Origin of the sequence: Streptomyces sp. NPDC052020, assembly GCF_040680575.1 — a bacterium.
In the GTDB taxonomy this organism is placed as follows: domain Bacteria; phylum Actinomycetota; class Actinomycetes; order Streptomycetales; family Streptomycetaceae; genus Streptomyces.
Window position 1 is genome coordinate 1 of the sequence record NZ_JBFAWY010000028.1, and the last position, 18,814, is coordinate 18,814.

At 72.8% G+C, this 18,814-nt stretch carries 19 protein-coding genes and 1 pseudogene; 6 read left to right on the forward strand and 14 right to left on the reverse strand.

The genetic code is table 11. The features are described 5' to 3' along the window. Window positions 1-54: 54 nt before the first annotated feature. From AB0L74_RS25310 to AB0L74_RS25355, 10 genes are all read right to left on the reverse strand, one after another. The gene (locus AB0L74_RS25310) at window positions 55-384 is read right to left on the reverse strand and encodes a TcmI family type II polyketide cyclase (RefSeq protein ID WP_365656647.1); all 330 of its coding nucleotides are present in this window, start codon (window positions 382-384) and stop codon (window positions 55-57) included. Window positions 385-404: 20 nt separating this feature from the next. Continuing rightward, the gene (locus AB0L74_RS25315; protein WP_365656649.1) at window positions 405-884 is read right to left on the reverse strand and encodes an SRPBCC family protein; all 480 of its coding nucleotides are present in this window, start codon (window positions 882-884) and stop codon (window positions 405-407) included. A gap of 1 nt (window position 885) precedes the next feature. Continuing rightward, window positions 886-1,143, reverse strand: coding sequence for an acyl carrier protein (locus AB0L74_RS25320; protein ID WP_365656652.1), 258 nt, complete (start codon window positions 1,141-1,143; stop codon window positions 886-888). Between the two features lie 27 nt (window positions 1,144-1,170). Then, complete coding sequence (locus tag AB0L74_RS25325) at window positions 1,171-2,424, reverse strand: ketosynthase chain-length factor (protein WP_365656655.1); 1,254 nt, start codon at window positions 2,422-2,424, stop codon at window positions 1,171-1,173. Further along, window positions 2,421-3,689: a beta-ketoacyl-[acyl-carrier-protein] synthase family protein gene (locus AB0L74_RS25330; protein ID WP_365656658.1), complete on the reverse strand. Its 1,269-nt coding sequence runs from the start codon at window positions 3,687-3,689 to the stop codon at window positions 2,421-2,423. The genes AB0L74_RS25325 and AB0L74_RS25330 overlap by 4 nt, the downstream gene beginning before the upstream one ends. Then, window positions 3,686-4,147, reverse strand: coding sequence for a cupin domain-containing protein (locus tag AB0L74_RS25335; RefSeq protein ID WP_365656661.1), 462 nt, complete (start codon window positions 4,145-4,147; stop codon window positions 3,686-3,688). Before AB0L74_RS25335 ends, AB0L74_RS25330 begins: the two co-directional genes overlap by 4 nt. A gap of 67 nt (window positions 4,148-4,214) precedes the next feature. Then, window positions 4,215-5,372: a SchA/CurD-like domain-containing protein gene (locus AB0L74_RS25340; RefSeq protein ID WP_365656664.1), complete on the reverse strand. Its 1,158-nt coding sequence runs from the start codon at window positions 5,370-5,372 to the stop codon at window positions 4,215-4,217. A gap of 157 nt (window positions 5,373-5,529) precedes the next feature. Continuing rightward, window positions 5,530-6,132 carry a class F sortase gene (locus AB0L74_RS25345; RefSeq protein WP_365656900.1) on the reverse strand — a complete coding sequence of 201 codons (603 nt, stop codon included), beginning with the start codon at window positions 6,130-6,132 and terminating at the stop codon, window positions 5,530-5,532. A 193-nt stretch (window positions 6,133-6,325) separates the two neighbouring features. Beyond that, window positions 6,326-7,036: a hypothetical protein gene (locus AB0L74_RS25350; RefSeq protein WP_365656667.1), complete on the reverse strand. Its 711-nt coding sequence runs from the start codon at window positions 7,034-7,036 to the stop codon at window positions 6,326-6,328. A gap of 316 nt (window positions 7,037-7,352) precedes the next feature. Further along, the gene (locus AB0L74_RS25355) at window positions 7,353-9,008 is read right to left on the reverse strand and encodes an FAD-dependent monooxygenase (RefSeq protein WP_365656670.1); all 1,656 of its coding nucleotides are present in this window, start codon (window positions 9,006-9,008) and stop codon (window positions 7,353-7,355) included. A gap of 298 nt (window positions 9,009-9,306) precedes the next feature. Between AB0L74_RS25355 and AB0L74_RS25360 the strand changes: the two genes are divergently transcribed. The 3 genes from AB0L74_RS25360 (at window position 9,307) to AB0L74_RS25370 (ending at window position 10,230) form a co-directional block, all read left to right on the forward strand. Then, complete coding sequence (locus AB0L74_RS25360) at window positions 9,307-9,639, forward strand: hypothetical protein (protein ID WP_365656673.1); 333 nt, start codon at window positions 9,307-9,309, stop codon at window positions 9,637-9,639. A 115-nt stretch (window positions 9,640-9,754) separates the two neighbouring features. Beyond that, window positions 9,755-9,949: a hypothetical protein gene (locus AB0L74_RS25365; RefSeq protein WP_365656676.1), complete on the forward strand. Its 195-nt coding sequence runs from the start codon at window positions 9,755-9,757 to the stop codon at window positions 9,947-9,949. Then, the gene (locus AB0L74_RS25370) at window positions 9,946-10,230 is read left to right on the forward strand and encodes a hypothetical protein (protein ID WP_365656679.1); all 285 of its coding nucleotides are present in this window, start codon (window positions 9,946-9,948) and stop codon (window positions 10,228-10,230) included. The genes AB0L74_RS25365 and AB0L74_RS25370 overlap by 4 nt, the downstream gene beginning before the upstream one ends. Before the next feature lie 83 nt (window positions 10,231-10,313). On the opposite strand, the gene AB0L74_RS25375 is transcribed toward AB0L74_RS25370, so the two are convergent. Then, a complete protein-coding gene (locus AB0L74_RS25375) occupies window positions 10,314-11,150 on the reverse strand; it encodes a TioE family transcriptional regulator (RefSeq protein WP_365656682.1) in 837 nt (278 codons plus the stop codon). Window positions 11,151-11,208: 58 nt separating this feature from the next. On the opposite strand from AB0L74_RS25375, the gene AB0L74_RS25380 reads away from it, so the two are divergent. Beyond that, complete coding sequence (locus tag AB0L74_RS25380) at window positions 11,209-12,468, forward strand: erythromycin esterase family protein (RefSeq protein WP_365656685.1); 1,260 nt, start codon at window positions 11,209-11,211, stop codon at window positions 12,466-12,468. A 49-nt stretch (window positions 12,469-12,517) separates the two neighbouring features. Here the strand turns inward: AB0L74_RS25380 and AB0L74_RS25385 are convergent, their stop codons facing one another. Further along, complete coding sequence (locus AB0L74_RS25385) at window positions 12,518-13,543, reverse strand: RICIN domain-containing protein (RefSeq protein ID WP_365656688.1); 1,026 nt, start codon at window positions 13,541-13,543, stop codon at window positions 12,518-12,520. A gap of 829 nt (window positions 13,544-14,372) precedes the next feature. Here AB0L74_RS25385 and AB0L74_RS25390 point away from each other — a divergent pair. Both AB0L74_RS25390 and AB0L74_RS25395 read left to right on the forward strand, forming a co-directional pair. Beyond that, the gene (locus tag AB0L74_RS25390) at window positions 14,373-14,993 is read left to right on the forward strand and encodes a hypothetical protein (RefSeq protein ID WP_365656691.1); all 621 of its coding nucleotides are present in this window, start codon (window positions 14,373-14,375) and stop codon (window positions 14,991-14,993) included. A 136-nt stretch (window positions 14,994-15,129) separates the two neighbouring features. Next, window positions 15,130-15,672: a cytochrome P450 gene (locus AB0L74_RS25395; RefSeq protein WP_365656694.1), complete on the forward strand. Its 543-nt coding sequence runs from the start codon at window positions 15,130-15,132 to the stop codon at window positions 15,670-15,672. Between the two features lie 49 nt (window positions 15,673-15,721). On the opposite strand, the gene AB0L74_RS25400 is transcribed toward AB0L74_RS25395, so the two are convergent. Together AB0L74_RS25400 and AB0L74_RS25405 are read right to left on the reverse strand one after the other, a co-directional pair. Further along, complete coding sequence (locus tag AB0L74_RS25400; RefSeq protein ID WP_365656697.1) at window positions 15,722-17,647, reverse strand: LuxR C-terminal-related transcriptional regulator; 1,926 nt, start codon at window positions 17,645-17,647, stop codon at window positions 15,722-15,724. Between the two features lie 359 nt (window positions 17,648-18,006). After that, window positions 18,007-18,780 (reverse strand): annotated as a pseudogene (locus tag AB0L74_RS25405) (ATP-binding protein); the annotation flags it as partial. Window positions 18,781-18,814 lie beyond the last annotated feature (34 nt).

Sequence of the window (18,814 nt, forward strand, 5' to 3'; positions counted from 1 at the left end):
GGGCACGCGTGTGGCGCGTGCCCGGCGACCGGCTGGGGTTGGGAGACGGACGGTTCAGGTGGCGTCCCGGTCCCAGCGGTAGAAGCAGTTCGCCATCGCGTCCTTCGGCGAGCGCCAGGTGGCCGGGTCGTAGGCGGTGACGTAGGCCGACAGGCGCTCGCTGATGTGCTGGAACTCCGGGTGCCCGGCCATCTTGGCGATGGCCGGCCCGGGGTCGTGCTCGGACTCGATGAGGTGCAGGTACACGTCACCGAACTGGAACAGACTGCGCCCGCGGACCCCGATGAGATGCGGGAGCTCCCCCCGGTCCGACTCCTCGAACACCTTGGCGATGTCCTGGGCCGAACCGGGGGCCATCCGGGCGACGATCAGGGTGTGGTGCATGGTCGTGTGCTCCGTCCCGCTCAGTCGGTCAGGCTCGGCACGGGCTCGCGCTCCGCGGCGGCCTGCTCGATGCGGTCCCGGATCAGAGCCATCTGGACCTTGGAGTTCCGGTTGATGTTGTCCGTCATCCAGTCGTCGTCGACCGGTGCGTCCGGCTTCATCGCGAAGTCCTGGATCCACACCATCCGGGTGCCCTGCGGCACCTCCTCGTACCGCCACCGGATGTTCATGTACGCGAAGGGGCCGGTCTCGACCCGGCGGGCCGTGACGGAGAGCGTGTCACGGTCCGTTTCGCGTTCGGAGACCCAGCTCCACACCGTGCCGTCCTTGTCGGGGTGCATGGTGAGCCGGAAGGTGGTCTTGTTCCCTTCCTGCGACAGGATCTCGGCCGAGGCGTACTCGCTGAACAGGTCCGGCCAGTTCGCCACGTCGTTGGTCATGTCCCACACGAGGTCGACCGGCGCGGCGATGACGATCTCGTTCTGCGTGTGCCCGGCCATCTCAGGCTCCCGCCAGCAGCGCGCTGTTGACGAGGCCGAGGAACTGCCGCGGGGTCTTGGAGCGCTCCGCGTCCGGCGGCATCGGGGTGCCGTACCGGTTCTCCAGTTCGCCCACGATGCCGAGCAGGCCGAGCGAGTCGATGCCGAAGGTGTCGAAGCCCGAGTCCTGCCGCTCCCGGAGGTCTTCCGCGGGGACGGTCACTCCGGCGGCCTTCTTCATCAGCTCGGACAGCTCTTCCACGGTGATGCGGTCACTCATGTGTTTTCTCCTTTGCTCTGTGCCGTCTCACTGCGCGGCGTCGGCGGTGCCGCGTCGCAGCACCAGCGCCGAGTTCGACCCCATGAGCCCTCGGCTGAGGACCAGCGCCGTGCGCAGCTCGGCGGCGCGGGCCCGGCCGGTCACCAGGTCGAGGTCATGGCATACGTCGAACACATTGGGGGTGGGCGGGACGAGTCCCTGCTCCATCGCGAGCACCGCCGTCGCGGCGTCCAGCACCGGCGCGGCGCAGTAGCCCCGGCCGATACCGGTCTTGGGGGCGGTGACGGGCACCCGCCGGCCGTGCGCTCCGAGGGCGTCCGCGATGGCCAGTGCCTCGGCGCGGTCCGCCTCCGGCACGCCGAGGGCGTCCGCGAAGACCACGTCGATCTCCTCGGGCGCCAGGCCGGCCTCGTCCAGGGCGCCCCGGACGGCCTGGGCCAGCCCTTCCCTGGACTCCTCCCAGCGGGAGGCTCCGGTGAAGGTCGCGGCGTGTCCGGCGAGGACGGCCCGCACCGGCGCGCCGCGCTCCAGCGCCGAGCCCTCGTCTTCCACGACGAACATGGCACCGCCCTCGGCGGGCACGAACCCGCAGGCCGCCGGCGTGAACGGGCGGTAGGCACGCGCCGGGTCGCCGGCTGTGCTCAGTTCCGCGTAGCCGAGCTGGCAGACCACCGAGTACGGGGCCAGCGGGGCCTCGGTCGATCCGGTCACGATCACCTCGGTGCCGCGCCGGACGGCCCGCGCGGCGTGCGCGAGGGCGTCCAGACCGCCGGCCTCGTCGGCGGCGACCACCCCGCAGGGGCCCTTGAAGCCGCGGCGGATGGAGATCTGGCCGGTGCTGGCGGCGTAGAACCAGGCGATCGACTGGTACGGCCCGACGAAGCGGCTGCCCTTCCCCCACAGCTGCTGCAACTCCCGCTGCCCGAACTCGCCGCCGCCGGAGCCGGCCGCGGTGACGACACCGACGGAGAACGGCGAGCCGTCGGTGTCGCTCCGGGCGAGGCGGGCGTCGTCGAGCGCGAGGTCGGCGGCGGTCATCGCGAAGTGCGTGAACCGGTCGGTCTGGACCAGATAGCGCTCCTCGACCGCCGCCGACGGGTCGAACTCCCGGATCTGGCCGGCGACCCGCAGCGGCAGGTGCTCGCATCCCTCCCGGGTGACCCGGTCCAGGACGCTGATGCCCTCCTTGGTGGACTTCCAGAAGGTCTCGGTGGTGGTTCCGTTGGGCGCGACCACGCCGATTCCGGTGACGGCCGCGCGCCGTGGATGCGGTTCGCTCATGGTGTCTTCTCCCTCGGCCGGGTCAGGACCACCGCGGACTGGAAGCCGCCGAACCCGCTGCCCACGGAGAGGACGCTGTTCAGTCTTCGCTCGCGGGCGACACGCGGGACGTAGTCCAGGTCGCATTCCGGGTCAGGGGTCTCGTAGTTCGCGGTGGGCGGTACCACCTGGTGGGCGAGAGCCAGCACACAGGCGACGACCTCGATCGATCCGATCGCCCCGAGGGAGTGCCCCACCATGGATTTGATGGAGCTCATGGGCGTGCCGTAGGCGTGCTCTCCCAGGGCGCGTTTGACCGCCGCCGTCTCGTGCCGGTCGTTCTGCTGGGTGCCCGACCCGTGCGCGTTGACGTAGTCGATCGCCGTGCCGTCGAGCCGGGCGTGATCGAGAGCGGACTCGATGGCCCGGGCCATCTCCAGGCCCTCCTTGGTCAGACCGGTCATGTGGTAGGCGTTGCCGAAGGTGGCGTAGCCGCCGATCTCGCAGTACACGCGCGCTCCGCGGGCCCGCGCGTGCTCCAGCTCCTCCAGGACGAGTACGGCCCCGCCCTCCCCCATCACGAACCCGTCACGGTCGGCGTCGAAGGGGCGCGAGGCGTGGGCGGGGTCGTCGTTGTTGGGGGACGTGGCCTTGATCGCGTCGAAGCAGGCCATGGTGATCGGCGAGATAGGCGAGTCCGAGGCGCCGACGATGCACACGTCGGCCCGGTTCTCCTCGATCGTGTGGAACGCGTACCCGATCGAGTCGAGTCCGGAGGTGCACCCGGTGGAGACGGTCTGCACCGGCCCGCGCGCCCCGAACCGCTCCGCCACCGTCGAGGCGAGCGTGCTGGGCGAGAACGCGCGGTGCAGGTGCGGCTCCGCCTCCCGGTGGTCCACGTCCCAGCGCCGGCCCCGGTGGCTGACCAGGACGTAGTCGTGCTCCAGCCGGGTGGTGCCGCCGACCGCGGTCCCGAGGGAGACCCCGACCCGCCAGGGGTTCTCCCGGGCCAGGTCGAGGCCGGAGTCCCGTACCGCTTCGTCCCCGGCGGCCAGGGCGAACTGGATGTACCGGTCGCACTGTTCGATCTGTTCGGTGTCCAGACCGTGGGCCGCCGGGTCGAAGTCGCACTCGGCGGCGATCCGCGAGCGCAGTCCGGACGGATCGAAGAAGGTGATGCCCCGTGTCGCGGTGCGCCCGTTGGACAGCAGGTCCCAGAACGCCGGCACGCCGATGCCACCCGGCGCGACAATGCCTATGCCGGTGACGGCCACGCGCCTGGTCATGACCGGACCTGCCGTCGCTCGGCGGCCGGCGCGTCGCCCACGCGGACCGGCTCCGCGGCGGCCGGGACGGCGTCGGTCTCCTCGGTGTCGACGTGGCCGAGCGGCGGGCTGGGGGCGAGCGGGCCGAGGTGGAAGACGATGCGGGCCTCCACGTTGCCGACGTTGCGGAAGCGGTGCCGCATGTGCATCGGGATCATCAGCCCCTGCTCGGGCTGGAGGGGGTGGGGCTCGCCGTCGAGGTCCACCTCCAGCTGTCCGCACACGACGTAGACGAACTCCTCGGAGTACGGGTGGTAGTGCTCGGCGATGCGGTCGCCGGGCTGCACGATGGCCACACCCATGAAGCCGCTGGTGGAGCCGACCGTGGCCGGGGTGAGCATGGCACGCAGATCGCCACCGCGCCGGGTGTTGGGCTCGACCTCGCTGAGATGCACGATTCTGGGACTGGCTTTGATCACAGCTTTCCTCCGATCTGGTGCCGCTTCGACGCGGCGGCGTGGCTGGGGCGGCACGTGCGCCGACGCATCAGGCTTCGGGCGCGTGGCGGTCGGTGACGAGGTCCATTCGGGCGAGCGTGAGCAGGCGGGCGGGGTCGCCGTCCCGCAGCGCGGAGGCGTCCGCGCCGAGCGCCCCGGCGTCGAGGAGTGCCGTCAGCTCCCCCGCGTGCTCCCGGTCGCCGAGGCCGAGCACGGTGCCGGGGTCGGCCGCGGGCCCCTCCCGCACGTCGACGAGCCGCGTCACGACGTCGTCGCGCTGGAAGATGGTGCTGCGCAGGACCGGGCCCCGCGGATCTTCCGCCGCCGCCTCGTCCTGCCGGGCGAGCAGTTCGGCCAGACGCATGCCGCGGCCCTCGCGGGCCGGGTAGTAGAGCGCGTACCGCACGGCGTCCGCGGTCTCCCGGCCGGCGTCCACGTGGTGTACGGCGGGCAGCGCCGCCCGGGTGAAGAAGGCGCGGGCGGATTCGGGGTCGTCGAGGTCCCGGTCCTGCTCCAGGTGGGGATTGATGGCCTCCTCCACCGCCCGTACTTCGGGCTGCCGGGCGACGTGGCGCAGCGCGGCGAGCAGGTCGCCCCGTACCTCGATGGCGCGTACCACCCGGTTGCCGTGCATGAACAGGGAGGTGCGGCACAGGCGGGTGGTTGCGTCGACCCGGGGCTCGGGTGAGACGTAGCCGGCCAGGATGTCCGCGACGGCCTGCTCGCTGCCGGGCTTGACGGTGAAGGTGAGCGCGTGGCGGATGACACCGTCACCGATCCTCGGCGACGCCTGGAGGCGGCGCTCCGCGGGATCGGCGTCCGCCGCCGGGCCGCCCGTCTCGCGGACGATGTGGAAGCGAAGGGACCTGGTGTCCCGGACGCAGCTGTGCAGCGGTTCCACCATCTGCACGTGCTCCTCGCTGTTCACCCAGGTAAGGAACGGCGGGGCGCTCTCCCACTCACTCGTGATGAGCCATTGGGAGGGGTTCTCGATGGACTGGCACAGCTGGTCGCTGACATGTCCGGGAACGGAGGCGACCTGATTGCACAGTTGTTCGTATGCTTCCAGGAACTGCTGCTGGGCACCGTCGTGGACGTCCACCAGGAGGACGACACGGAGCCTGGAACCGTCGAACACGGACTGGGAGACACGCTGCGACACCTGTCGGGTCAGCGGTCCGGAAACACGTTCGGACGTGGTGGTCATCCTGCGTACATCTCCTTCGGAGGAACGGGGTGGACATCGGGTCACGGTGAGCGACGTCGGCGTTCCTCGATCCTGTGGCCGTCCTCTGAGGAGCGCGACTTGCGTGGAGTAGGCGGGTGATCGGCCGGCCCCTGGGGACCGGCAGGGCGGCACGGGCTCAGGTGAGGTGGGCGAAGACCACGAGGTTCTCCGTGTAGTCCTTCACCGCGGTGTCGTAGGCGCCCGCGCACGTGATGAGCCGGACCTCGGCCTGGCCGGTGTCGCCGTACACCCGTTCGTCGGGGAAGTCGTCCTTGTCGAACGTCTCCACTCCGTCGACCACGAACGACGCCTTGCGGCCGTCGGCCCGCCGGACGTGGAATACGTCGCCCTTCGTCAGTTCGCTGAGGCCCGCGAACACCGCGGGGGACGTCTTCGTGTCCAGGTGCCCGGCGATGACCGACGTACCGATCTCGCCCGGCGAGGGTCCCTCGGCGTGCCAGCCGACGAGGTTGACGTCACCCGCGGGCGGGGCCTCCAGCTGCCCCGAGGGATTGATGGAGAGCTCCGTGAACGGGGCGTCGACCGAGATCTTCGGGATGAGCAGGCGCACCGGTTTCGAACGCGGCAGCCGCTTCCCCGGCGCCCCGCTCGGCTCCTCGGCCGACGGGGCGGCCGAGCCGGCCGGCGCGGCCTGCGGCGGCCGGGGCGCGTAGGTCGTGGTGTCGTTGCCGCCCATCAGGCTCATGACGAGGACCAGGACGGCCAGGGCCCCCGCCATCAGCACCCCGGCGGGGTACTTCTCCTCGGCCGGAGCTGATTCGCGGTCGGCGAGCGAAGACGGATCGGCTGCCATCGGGGAACCACCTCACTGGAGCACGGCGAACAAGGCGAACGGGGTGCCGGGGGTACCGACCGGGGCCGCCACGCGGCACGCGCGTGGCGGCCGCAGCGGCTATCGCGTCCGGCATCGATCAGCCCGCGCTCTCGGCCGACTTCTTACGACGCACCACGTACAGGCCCGCTCCGGCGACGGCCAGGGCGGCCATCCCGCCCGCGGTCACCGTCGGCGCGGCCAGGGCGCCGCCACCGGTGTGCATCCCGCCGCGGGGCTTGTCGTGGTCGCCGCCCCAGGAGCCCTTGCCCTGCCCGCCGTCCCTGTAGCCCGAGGACTGGCCGCCCTCCTTGTAGCCCGAGGACTGGCCGCCGTCCTTGTGGGAGCCCGAGTCGCGCTGCCCGGAGCCCCAGTCGCCCTCGTTCACCGCGGCCAGCGCTCCGCCGCCCGTGCGCATGCCGCCGCGCGGGGAGTCGTACGGGTCGTCCTCGTCGTGGTCCCCGCCGTTGTCCTTGTCGTGCTCCTTGCCGTTGTCCTCGCCGTTGTCCCGGCCGTTGTCCTCGGCGTCCTCCTTGCCGTTGTCCTCGCCGTTGTCCCGGCCGTTGTCCTCGGCGTCCTCCTTGCCGTTCTCCTCGCCGTTGTCCCGGCCGTTGTCCTCGCCGTACCCGGTGCTGTCCTCCTTGCCGTTGTCCTCGCCGTATCCGTTGCTCTCCTTGTCGTGGCCGTTGTCCTGTTCCTGGCTGTAGGAGGAGTCCTCGTGGTCCGAGCCGTCCGCGTAGGCGCCGGGCGCACCGAGAGCGAGGGCGGCCGAAGCCGCTCCGGCGGCCAGCAGCATGCGAGCAGAGCGCATCTGTCATTCCTTCCGCCGAGGGCCGAGCAGCTGTCACTTGGTCAGCTGGCCTAACTCGACCTCGACGTGCTCAACCGTCAGCCAGCCGGCTCCTGACCGCTACTCCTGGCGATCAGTCGGGTGAACCCTTCCGTCCACCGGAGGACGTGACGCCCGCCCGCGCCGGGTGCCGCCGGACGCGCCGGCTCGTCAACTTCGCGGGGGCTCATCACCGCTGAGGGCCCCTCCGACGACGAGGCGCCGACCCGCGCTGTGCGGATCGGCGCCTCGCCCATCGATGCCGGCTGCCCTGTGCGACGCGCGCGGCGTTGGAAGGTCAGCCCACGGCCAGCACCTCGGTCAGCACCCGGCGCAGCTCCCGCACGGCGTCCGGGACCGGGCCGGGCGCTCGCCACGCGACGAACCCGTCCGGCCGGACGAGCACCGCGCCGCCCGGTTCCGTGCCGTGGCAGGCGCTCCACTCCACGCCGTCCTCGGGCGTCAGCTCGGCCTCGGGGCCGGTGCCCACCCGGTACGAGGTCAGCGGTACGGCCATCTCTTCCGCGACCCGCTGGGCGGCCTCATGCCACCCGCTCGCGGCGTCGGCGTCACTGAGCAGGACGAACGACGTCTCGTAGAGGTCGAGGGTGGAGACACGTTCCCCCCGGCGCCGCAGCCACATGTGGGGCGCCCTGCTGCCGGGTGCGCCGGTCAGTCCGAGGCCCTCCGGGACCACCGGGGTCGCCGGGTCGGCGCCGATCACGGCACCGCGCGGATAGCGGTAGCCGAGGGCCACGTTGAGGATGCCGCGCTGGGGCGCGCCGGCGGCTTCGGGCGGCGGGGTGAAGCCGGGGTGGCTGTGCTCGACCGACCGTGCGGCGGCCCGGGAGCTGGTCGCCTCCGCGATCGGGCGGCGCTCGGCGTCGTACGTGTCCAGCAGCCCGTCGCCCGCCCAGCCGCCGAGCACCGCGGCCAGCTTCCACGCGAGGTTGTGGGCGTCCTGGATACCGGTGTTGGAGCCGAAGGCCCCGGTGGGGGACATCTCGTGAGCCGAGTCGCCGGCCAGGAACACGCGCCCCGCCCGGTAGCTACGGGCGACACGCTGGGCCGCGTGCCAGGGCGCCTTGCCGGTGATCCGGACGTCGAGGTCGGCGACCCCCACCGCACGGCGGATGTGCTCGACGCACCGCTTCTCGGTGAAATCCTCCAGGGTCTCGCCGCGTTCGGGGTGCCAGGGGGCGTGGAACACCCAGTTCTCGCGGTTGTCCACGGGCAGCAGCGCGCCGTCGGCGTCCGGGGCGGTCAGGTAGCAGACGATGAAGCGGCGGTCGCCCACGATGTCGGCGAGGCGGTGGGAGCGGAAGGTCAGGCTGATGTTGTGGAACAGTTCGCCGGGGCCGCTCTGGCCGATGCCGAGCTGTTCGCGGACGGGGCTGCGGGGGCCGTCGGCGGCGACGAGGTAGTCCGCCCGCACGGTGGTGTGCTCTCCCGTCTCACGGCTCTTGACCACCGCGGTGACACCGGCGGGGTCGGCGTCGAACGAGATCATTTCGGTGTCGTAGCGCAGGTCGCCGCCGAGTCGCGCGGCGTGGTCGAGCAGGACCGGCTCCAGGTCGTTCTGGCTGCACAGGCACCACGAGCTGGGGCTGAAACGGGACAGGCCGCCGCCCGGGTCGATCTCCCGGAAGAGCCACTGCCCCGCGTCGCCGACCAGGGTGGGGGTTTGCAGGATGCCGTGGTTGCCGGCCAGCGTGGCGGCGGCCTGCCGGATCGCCGGTTCGGTGCCGGCCACCCGGAACAGCTCCATCGTACGGACGTTGTTGCCACGGCCCCGGGGGTGGACGGAGGTGCCCGCATGACGCTCCACCAGCGTGTGCCGCACTCCCAGCCGTCCCAGGAACAGCGAGGTCGACAGGCCGACCAGGGAGCCGCCGACGATGAGGACCGGGACCTGATGGACGGTGGGGTCCGTCTGATGGGCTCTTTGGTTCATCACTCGCCTCCAGGCGCTTCGGGTCCGAGGATGCGGCCGGAAACGGCCGGGACCTCCATGCATGCCCGGCGAGGCGGGCGACGGCCCAGTCTTCACCCGCTTACCCCGCGCGGTTCGCCGTGTCGGCGGGCCCGGGCCCGCCGGCCCGGGCCCGCCGGCCACGAGGGCGCGTCGCACGCCGCGCCTGCCGGGGCATCAGTTCCGGTGCCGGCGCGTCACCCGGCGTCCGGTCGCGTACGGCCGACAGGCCGCCGCCCGCCTCCGCGCGGCCGGTCCCTGATTCCGCCCCGGCGGCCCGGTGCTGACGCGGCGGCTGCCCCGGCGGCTGACCCTGGTCCTCGCGCTGGGCGTCTTCACGGTCGGGCATCTCGTCGTGGCTCTCGGCTCCGGCTGCCCGCCGCCGCTGGCCGCACGGTTCCTGACCGTGCGGGCGACCGGGGCGTTCTGGGCGGTGGCCAACGTGGTCGCCGCACGCGCGGCCGGACCCGCCGCGAGCTCCCGCGCCCTGGGCGTGGTGGGCGCCCGCGCGATGCTCGCCGACGTCGTCGGGGTGCCGCTGGTGCCTTCGCCGGGCAGCTCATGGGCTGGCGGGGGCCGTTCCGGGCCCTCGCCGTCCTCGGCGCGGCCGTGATGCCGCTCGTCGCTCGCCGGGTCCCGCGCGACACCCACAGTGGCCAGACGGTCTCGGTCCGCTCCGAGCGTCGGCTCTGCGTTCGGGGCGCCTGTGGTGGGCGCTGGCGGCCTGCGTGACCACAACCGGCGGCGTACTGTCGACGTACACCTGCATCTCGCCGCTGCTGACCGACCGGGCCCATCTGGCCCACGGTCTCGTGCCGCTGGTCCTGGTCGGTTCCGGCGTCGGCGCGCTGGCGGGCTTCCTCCTGGGAGGCCGTCTCGGGACCACTGTCCGCGCACGGCGACGCTCGTGGCCCCGGCGGTGACGTCGGTCCTGCTGCTGGCGATCTGCCTGCTGTCCGGACACGCCGCGCCCACGATCGCGCTGGTCGCCCCGCTGGGACTGTTCGGGCTCGGCGCGAACCCGGTGCTCATCTCCCCGGGGGTCCGCTTCCCGGGCCGGGCCCCGACCCTGGGGTCCGCACTGACCGTGTCGGCGTTCAATTCGGCACCGCCGCGGGCTCCTGGATCGCCGGGCTCGCCCTCGCCCGAGGGCTACCAGGCCATGGACGAGCGCCCCGCCGCCAAGGTTCCCCTCACCCTCTGAGGCCACTGGAGTGCCCCCACGCACCGGCCCCGGCCGCCGGCTCCGGAGCGGCGGGGGACACCGACCCGACGACTGGATCACCGTCAATTCCCGGCGGGATCGGCCGAGTCCGCCGCGTTCACCGAGTACTGAGCCCACCCGTCCTCGTCGGCCACACCGCCCGCCGCGCCGCCCTCGCGCCGGCGGAGATACGCCTCCAGCTCCGCGGCCCCGGTCAGCATCGCCCGTCCGCGGGCGGAGAGCCGGCCGTGCCAGTCGCGCAGTGCGGCCTCCAGCGGCTCCGGCCCGCCGGCCGCCCGCACCCGGGCGATCAGCGGGGCGATCTGCTCCAGCAGGTAACCGCCCCGCCTGAGCTGGTGGGCCAGCCGGGCGTCCCGTACGGCGGCCTCGTCGTAGACGCGGTACCCGGTCCGCGGGTCGCGGCGCGGGCGCACCAGCCCGGCGCGCTCCCAGGCGCGCAGGGTCGCTGGCCGGATTCCGAGCCTGCGCGCCAGCGTCCCGATGAACGTGTCGCCGGGCGCGGAGGCCCGGGCCGGCTCGGGCCCCGCACCGGGCTCGGACGCCGTGACGGGCTTCAGGTCGCTCAGGGCTCTCTCCACGGCCTGGAGGGTCCGGCGGTCGTCGAGGAGCTGGGCATGGCTCTCGTCGAGGAGACGGAACGCCTCGTCGAGCGCGCCCTGGTTCACGGCCCGCATGATCGCCGTCGCGGTCCGGTGGCCGTGACCGGGCACCAGGGCGAGAAACGCGCGCAGGGCGTCCGCGTGCAGCGACGTGTAGGTGCGGTAGCCGTGGGCCGTGCGGCCGGCGGCCGGAAGGATGCCGGCCGCCTCGTAGTTCCTGATCGCCTGTGTGGACAGGCCGTGTCCACGCGCGAGATCCACCGGCCTGAGCCGCCCACCGTTTTGAAGGTTTCGCCCCATCGTCCTGCCGTTTTCGCGGAAAAGTCTCCACCGAAGCTTCAACGATAGCGTTGAAGGCATGGCTACAGACATCAGGGACACCACCCATGCCGTCGAAGCCGCCGCCGTCATGCGGCTGCTTCCCGCCCGGCCCCGGCTGCTCGCCCTGGGGGAGCCCACCCACGGCGAGGACGCCCTGCTCGGCCTGCGCAACGAGCTCTTCCGGCAGCTCGTCGAGCAGGAGGGCTACCGGACCATCGCGATCGAGAGCGACTGCGTGCGGAGCCTGGTCGTGGACGACTACGTCACCTCGGGCACGGGCACTCTCGACGAGGTCCTGGAACACGGGTTCAGCCATGGCTGGGGCGCCTTCGCGGGCAACCGCGAGCTCGTGCGCTGGATGCGCTCCTACAACGTCCGCGCCGAGAGGGACGGCCGCCCCGCGTCGGACCGGCTCCGCTTCGCCGGTTTCGACGGACCGCTGGAGATCACCGGTGCCGCGAGCCCCCGGCAGGCTCTCACCGCTCTCCACGGCTACCTCGCGGCCCGGGTGGACGCGGACCTGCTCCCCTGCGCCGACCAGACGCTCGACCGTCTGTTCGGCGCCGACGACCGGTGGACCGATCCCGCCGCGATGAGGGACCCGGCCCGGTCCGTGGGGCAGTCGGCCGAGGCCGGCCGGCTGCGGCTGCTCGCCGACGATCTGGTGGCGTTGCTCGACGCGCAGACGCCGCACCTGCTCGCGGTGTCGCCGCGGGAGGACTGGGAGCGGGCGCGCCTGTACGGGCGCACCGCGACCGGCCTGCTGCGCTACCACTACTGGATGGCCGACGCCTCACCCGCCCGGATGGCCCGGCTGGTGGGCCTGCGCGACCAGATGATGGCCCACAACCTCCTCGCCGTCGCCGCTCGCGGCCCGGCACTGGTCCACGCCCACAACTCCCATCTCCAGCGGGAGAAGAGCACGATGCGGATGGGCGGGATGCCGGTGGCGTGGTGGAGCGCCGGCGCGCTGGTCAGCGCCCGGCTCGGCGAAGAGTACGCCTTCGTGGCCACCGCCCTCGGCACGATCCGCCACCGGGGAGTGGACGCGCCGCCGCCGGACACCGTCGAAGGACTCCTGTACGCGCTCCCGCGGGACCGCTGCCTCGTCGACGCCCGCCGGCTGGCCGCCGTCCTCGGCGACACGCTGCCCGCGGCCCGCGTGTCCCCCTGGTTCGGCTACGCCCCGCTCGACCCGGCCCACCTGGCGGACGGCGACGGGATGGTGTTCGTCAAGGACGTCCTGCGGAACTGGGGTCAACGGCCTCCGCGACACCGAAGCCCCACGGTCGGGTGAGGCCGGCGATGACGACGTCCAGGTCGCGCTCGTGCGGGCCCCCGGGAAGTCAGCCGCCGCAGGTCGTGAACTGCGGGCCCGTCTTCGCCAGATAGATGCTGGCCTGACCCGCCTCATCGCTGGTCAGAGGCACGGTGACGGTGTCCTGCGCCTTCCAGGGGTAACCGTTCGCGTCGAAGGTCCACTCACCGGTCACCTTCGTCGCCAGTTCGGAGAGGGCCACCCATCCGTAGTGGTGCGACGGCACAGTGATCGTCAGGCTGTTACCGAGCGTCTCGCTCAGACTGTAGGTGATCTTCCCGGAGGTGGTGACGGCGACCTTCGTCTGCACGGGGCTCGGCTGCCCCACCGTCAGCTCCGACTCCAAGGAGACGCTGATCTCGCTCGACCAGCCACTGGAGGTGGTCAGCGAGAACGTCCACGGCACCGGCGCGCCGGTGCCATTGTACCAGACGGGCGAGACGCACTGCACGGGCAGCGGCTCGGCAGGCGCCTGGGATCCCTTGCTCCACGAGCACGTCGCCGCGTCCTTCTGGCAGCGCTTGGACGCGTAGTCCACGGCGGCCTGGAAGGCGTCGGCGGCGGCCGAAGAGGGAATGGTCCAGCGCTGCGCCTTGGTGCCGTTGCAGTTGTAGGTCTGGGTCCACGCGTCGTTGTTCTGGGCGGCCAGGAAGACGTCGAGACACTTGTTGTCACCGGCGTTACGGATCATGAAGGTGTCGTCGGAACCGCTCACGGGCTGGAAGTACCACCGTTGGCCCGCTGCCCCGGAACAGGACTGCTGCGTGAGCGGGAAGCCGGTCGCCATGCACTTACCGGTGTCGTCGTTGGCGAGGGTGAACGACCCGTCGGCCAGCCGATGGACGCTCCACTCCTGGTGGTAGCCGGGTGCGGAGTTCGTGACGAGGAAGACGCCGTCCCCGGTGTTGCCGTTCTGCACGTCCAGGTTCCGGCCATTGTTGACCGAGGTGAACGTCAGACCGGTCAAGCCCGACGCGCCATCGGCCCGCGCGGTGCCGGCCTGCGCTGTGCCGGCCTGCGCGGACATGCCGAGGATGACGGCCAGCGTGGCCATCAGAACGGTGAACGCTCTGGGTAAGACGCGGGCTGCGCGCGATTCCATACGATTCCCCCTTCGTGAGCGGTGCGCTCCTCCTGCTGTGGCGGGCATCACGCTAGTGCCGCCCGCCACCACCGCGGGGCACTTCTGTGTCTTTGGCCGGTATACGGAGGTAATGACCGGGTGGTCACCAGGCGTCCACCGCGGTCGGCGGGCCGGCGGCCACGCACCTCGGAGCGGCCACGACAGGCGCGCCGGGCAGGTGTGCGGGCACCCTGGACGATGAACCGACGGCCTTCGTCACCCCCCTGGGCGACGACAGCCACCAGTACGAAGAGTGCGAGCGTGGTGACGACGAAGGCCGGTCGGCCATCGCGGACTCCTGGAATGAGGTTCGGTGGAAACGGACGATTGCGGGAAAGCGCCTCACCGACCGAAACAGGACACCCCTTGACATTTCCCTTACGGCGATCCGTACGACTTTGACGGACCTCATACGCCCGCAGTCCATATCGATGAGCAGGCCGGCTGAGCGGCCGGTGACCCGGCTCACGGCAGGTGAGACGGGGGCCGGCCGGCGGTCACCCGGCGGGCCGCGTGACGCGCCGTGGGCGACGACCCGCCGTACGGGGCGGCCCGGCGACCACTCGCCGGTCGAACCCTGTGTGAGCGTCTGGGGTCGCGCGGGGCGCGCGATAGGGGTCCGCCCGCAGTCAGGGGTCGTCTCACCTGTACGGCGGGATCGGCGGTCGGTCCAATGGAAGGCGTGCCTCCGGAACTGGCGTGGCATCAGCGAGCCTGTGCCGGCGGCGGATTCTTGCCATCCCTCGAAAGGCGAGGTCACGTGACCGACGTCTGTCATGACAACAGGCAGGCGGGTCCGGCGCCGCGCGCGCTCAGCGCGGCCCGGAGGGCGCGGGCCCCGGCGTCCGCGATGGCGGCGGCCGCCGCGGAGACGCGGCAGGCCGTCGAGGCCGCGGACGGCACGGACCGCGCGGCCACCGTCACCGAGCTCGGTGTGGTGCTGGAGGATGCCTCCCGGCACACGGACGCCGCCGCCGAGGCCGCCGTCTCCGCCGCCCGGGCCGCCGCCCGGGCCGAGACGTCCGAGGCCGCCCGGGCGGTGGCCGCCGAGACCGCAGAGGCCGTCGCTGCCGCCGCCGAGACGGCGGTCCTGGCGGCCCGGGTCACGGAGGCCGCCACGAGCGCCGCCGCCGAGGCCGCGGCCGGTACGGATGCGGCGGACGCGATGGCGGCCGCGGCGGCGCACACCCGGCAGGCCGCCGCCGAGACCGCGGCGGTCGCCGCCGCGGCCGCCGCCGCGGCCCGCGCGGCCCGCGCCGCCGTGGGCAGCGAGGCGGCGGACGGCACGGACCTGTGCCGGCGGGCCGACGAGGAGGAGGCGGCGGCCCTGCGGCTGTGCGCGGACACGCCGTGGCTGCGCAGGCATCTCCCCGACGCGTGAGACAGCGTGCCCGGTGGCGCCGGCGGGCCGGGCGGTCCTCATTCCCTTGGGATGCCGAAGGGCTCCCGGACGCGACCTCGCAGCCGGTGACGGGCCGGGCGGCGGACGCGGCGACCACGACGGAGGAAAGAGCACGATGGACTCGATCAGCCACGCCCAGGACGGGTCGCAGTGTCCGGCCGGACAGCCCAAGCCCGCGGCACGTCGGCAGCCGTCGCAACAGGCCGGCACGGATGTCGTGGCCGGGGCCGCACCCGGCCGGGTCACGCTGCTGGGACACGGGGGCGCGATGCTGCGGCGGCCGCTGGAGTTCCTCGCATCGCTGCCGGCCCACGGTGACCTGGTGGAGATCCGGATGGGGCCGTGGCCGTTCCACGTGATCTGCCACCCTGAACTCAACGGTTACGCCGTGCACCAGCGGGCCGACCTGTATCCACGGCCGGCGGTCTTCGATCCGGACCGCTGGATCGATCAGCGGACCCCCCGCGGCGGGTTCCTCGCGTTCGGCGGCGGGCGCAAGTGCATCGGCGACGTCTTCGGCCTGACCCAGATCGCTGTGGCGCTCGCCACCATCGCCGGCCGATGGCGGCTCGCGCCGGCCCGTCCGTCCCGGGTGCGGCCGGTGGCCCGGACCCAGCGGGCGGCGCTGGGCTACCCCATGCGGGTCACCGCCCGCTGAACACGTGCCACTCGCCTCCGGCACGCGCAGGTGTCCGCCCGGTGTGTGTTCACACCCGGCTTTCGATGTGCGTGTAGAGCCGAGCGGGCAGCTCCTGACGGCGGCTGATCTCCAGCTTGCGGTAGGCGCGGGTCAGGTGCTGCTCCACGGTGCTGACGGTGACGCAGAGCCTGGCGGCGATCTCCCGGTTGGTGTGCCCGTTGGCGGCCAGTTCCACGACCCTGAGCTCCGATCCGCTCAGCGCCGCCTCGGACCGCCCCGCGTTGTCTCCGGGCGACTGCCGCCCGGGGCCTCCCGGCAGGATCCGCTCGCACAGCGCCCGCGCCCCGCAGTCGTTCGCCAGATGCCAGGCACGGCGGATCGTGGCGCCCGCCCGGGTCGACTCGCCGCGCTCCCGGTAGACGGCGCCCAGATCGGCCGGGGCACGAGCCAGGGACAGCCGGTCGCCGCTGCTCTTCAGGTCGTTCACGGCCTCGGTCAGCAGGCTCAGCCGCTCCGGCGGGTCGGCGATCTGCGCGCGCAGCCGGAGCGAGACGCCCCGCACCTGCGGATCGTCGTCGGGGGTCCTGGCCAGTTGTTCCCGCAGGAGGCGGTCGGCCCTCCTCGGCTCGCCCAGGCGCAGGAACGCCTCCGCCGCGTCCGAGCGCCACGGCATCAGCGTCGGCCGGTCGATCCCCCAGCGCCGGACCAGACCACCGGCGTCGAGGAAGTCCCGGACAGCGGCCAGGGGCCGGTCCAGGGCCAGGTAGTAGTGGCCTCGGGCGCGCAGGTAGGCCAAGCCGTACACGCTGCGGAACAGGGCCTCCGGCACCGGGTGGTCCAGCTGCCGGGTGGCCTCGTCGTAGCGTCCCATCGCGGTGGCCGCGAGCACCCGGCTGGCCAGCGGACCGCCGACGAAGACGCTGCGGCTGCACCGCGGCACGCAGGCCAGGGCCTGGCGGGCGTACTCCTCGGTGTCGGCGAGCAGTCCCCGGCACAGCGCGATCTCGGCCTGGAGGGCGAGGAACTGCGCCTTCCAGCCGGGCAGTTCGCGACCGGCTGCCTCGCCGAGCAGGCGTTTGCACCACAGCGCCGCGGTCTCGTACGAACCGGTGCGGCACAGGACCCGGACCGCGTTGACGACGATGACCAGGGTGGTGTCGGTGAGCGGCAGGCTCCGCAGGACGTGCTCCGCCGTGTCGGAGGCCGACGCGTTGGTGCCGTCGCCGGGCAGGTCCCAGATGCCGGTCGCCGGCATCGGCGGGCGAGAGCTCTTCTCGTCCCCGGGCTCCGGGTCCGGGCGGGCTCGGATCAGCGGCTCCCAGAGGGCGGAGGCGTGAAAGCCCGTCGCCAGCCGGGAGCTTCCCGGGTCACCGGGGGTGCCCAGTCGCCCCAGGACCTCCGTGGCCTCCTCCAGCCGTCCGCATCCGAGCAGCAGGTGGCCCAGCCGTTCGGTCTCGGTGCTCGTCAGTCTTCCGGCCCGCAGCTCGGTGACGAGCTCGGCGAGGTGGGTCTCCGCCGCCGCCGGATCCATGCGCCGGGTGGCGACGGTGAGGCGCAGCAGGATCTCGGCGCGCCGGCGTTCCACGGCACAGGAACGCCGGGCGAGTTCGAGGCAGGAAATCGCGGTCAGGACGTCGTCGCGCATCAGCAGTTGCTCGGCGGCGTCCCGCAGTACGGACATCGCCCACGGCCCTACCGCGTGCCGGGCCGCGAGCAGGTGCCGGGCCACCTCGTCCGGTTCCGCGCCGACGTCGTACAGCAACGCGGCGGCGCGGCGGTGGAGGTGTGCGCGGTGGTCGTGGTCCAGGATGTCCAGGGCGGCCGCCTCCACCACGGGGTGCCGGAAGCGGCCGGCCGTCGTCAGACCGGTCGCCTCCAGGGCGCGCAGTCCGCGGGCCGCCATGGCGCGGCCGATGCCGAGCAGCCGGGCGACCACCTCGGCGCAGCCGGAGTCACCGAGGACGGCGAGCGCGCCCGCGCTGTGCCTGACCACGGTGTCCGTGCGGGACAGGGAGGCGAGGACGGCCTGGTAGAACCGGCCGCCGATGACGGGGGGCGTTGTTCCGCGGCGTCGGGCGGCGCGCTCGTCGGCGTGTGCTTGGGTGTGCTCTCGACGAGTTCTTCGAGCAGGGCGTGGACCAGCAGCGGATTGCCACCGGTGACGGCGAGGAGGTCGTCCGCGGGCAGGGCCTCGACGGCCGGTCCGGGGCGGGCGGCGCGCAGTCCGGACACGGCGCGGAGGGAGAGGCGGCCCAGCATGACGCGCTGGAGGGTCGGCTGGCACAGCAGCTCCGCTTCCACGGCCGGGTCCGCCGCCAGGCCGGACGGCAGCGCGGTGCAGACCAGCAGCAGACGGGTGGCGCGGGGGTGGCCGACGGTCTGGAGCAGGCAGTGCAGGGACTGCGGGTCCGTGTGGTGCAGGTCGTCGACGCCGATGACGACCGGTACGGTGTCGGTGAGCTGGTGGAGCGCCGCCCGCACACGTTGCGCGGCCGGGGTCTCCGGCTCGCTCGGCGTCTTCGACGGCGCCGTCGCGAGGGCCTCCTGGAGCAGGGAGCGCTGGGCGCCCGGGATGTCGGGGTCGATGGCCAGCTGCCGCAGGAGGTCGAAGGGGCGCCGCCCCTCCGGCGGGCACCCGGCGGACCGGAGGACCAGGAAGCCCGATGCCGCCGCGTGCTTGAGCGCCTCCCCCAGCAACGCGCTCTTTCCACAGCCGAGTCCTCCCTCGACGACCAGCACCTGCACCCGGCCGGCCGCGCAAGCCTCGAGCGCCGTTCTCACGGCATGGGACTGCCTGCCCAGGCCGATGAACGTGAGCCCTCGCGGCTCCCGCACGGATACCGAAGGGGAAACGCCCCGCATAATCTCCCTCTGACTCCCTCCCCCGAAGACCGGGGGCATTACGGATTCGTACCAACAGGAAAGCCCACAAGTCGACGATATCCTGCCCGCCTCCCGAAGCCGCCACACGCGCTCCCGATGCGAGAATGAGCCAACGAGCAAGCCGGCTGGCCGAGTTGATGCGGGGCGCGAATAGACATCATTTCGCTCGTCTTTTCGAGTGCGAGGAGAGACCCGGAATGGGCGGCCGGAAGGATGGGCAGCCTCCGCGGGACGGCGAGCCATGCACGAGGCCACGCGGATACACGTGTTGCGATAA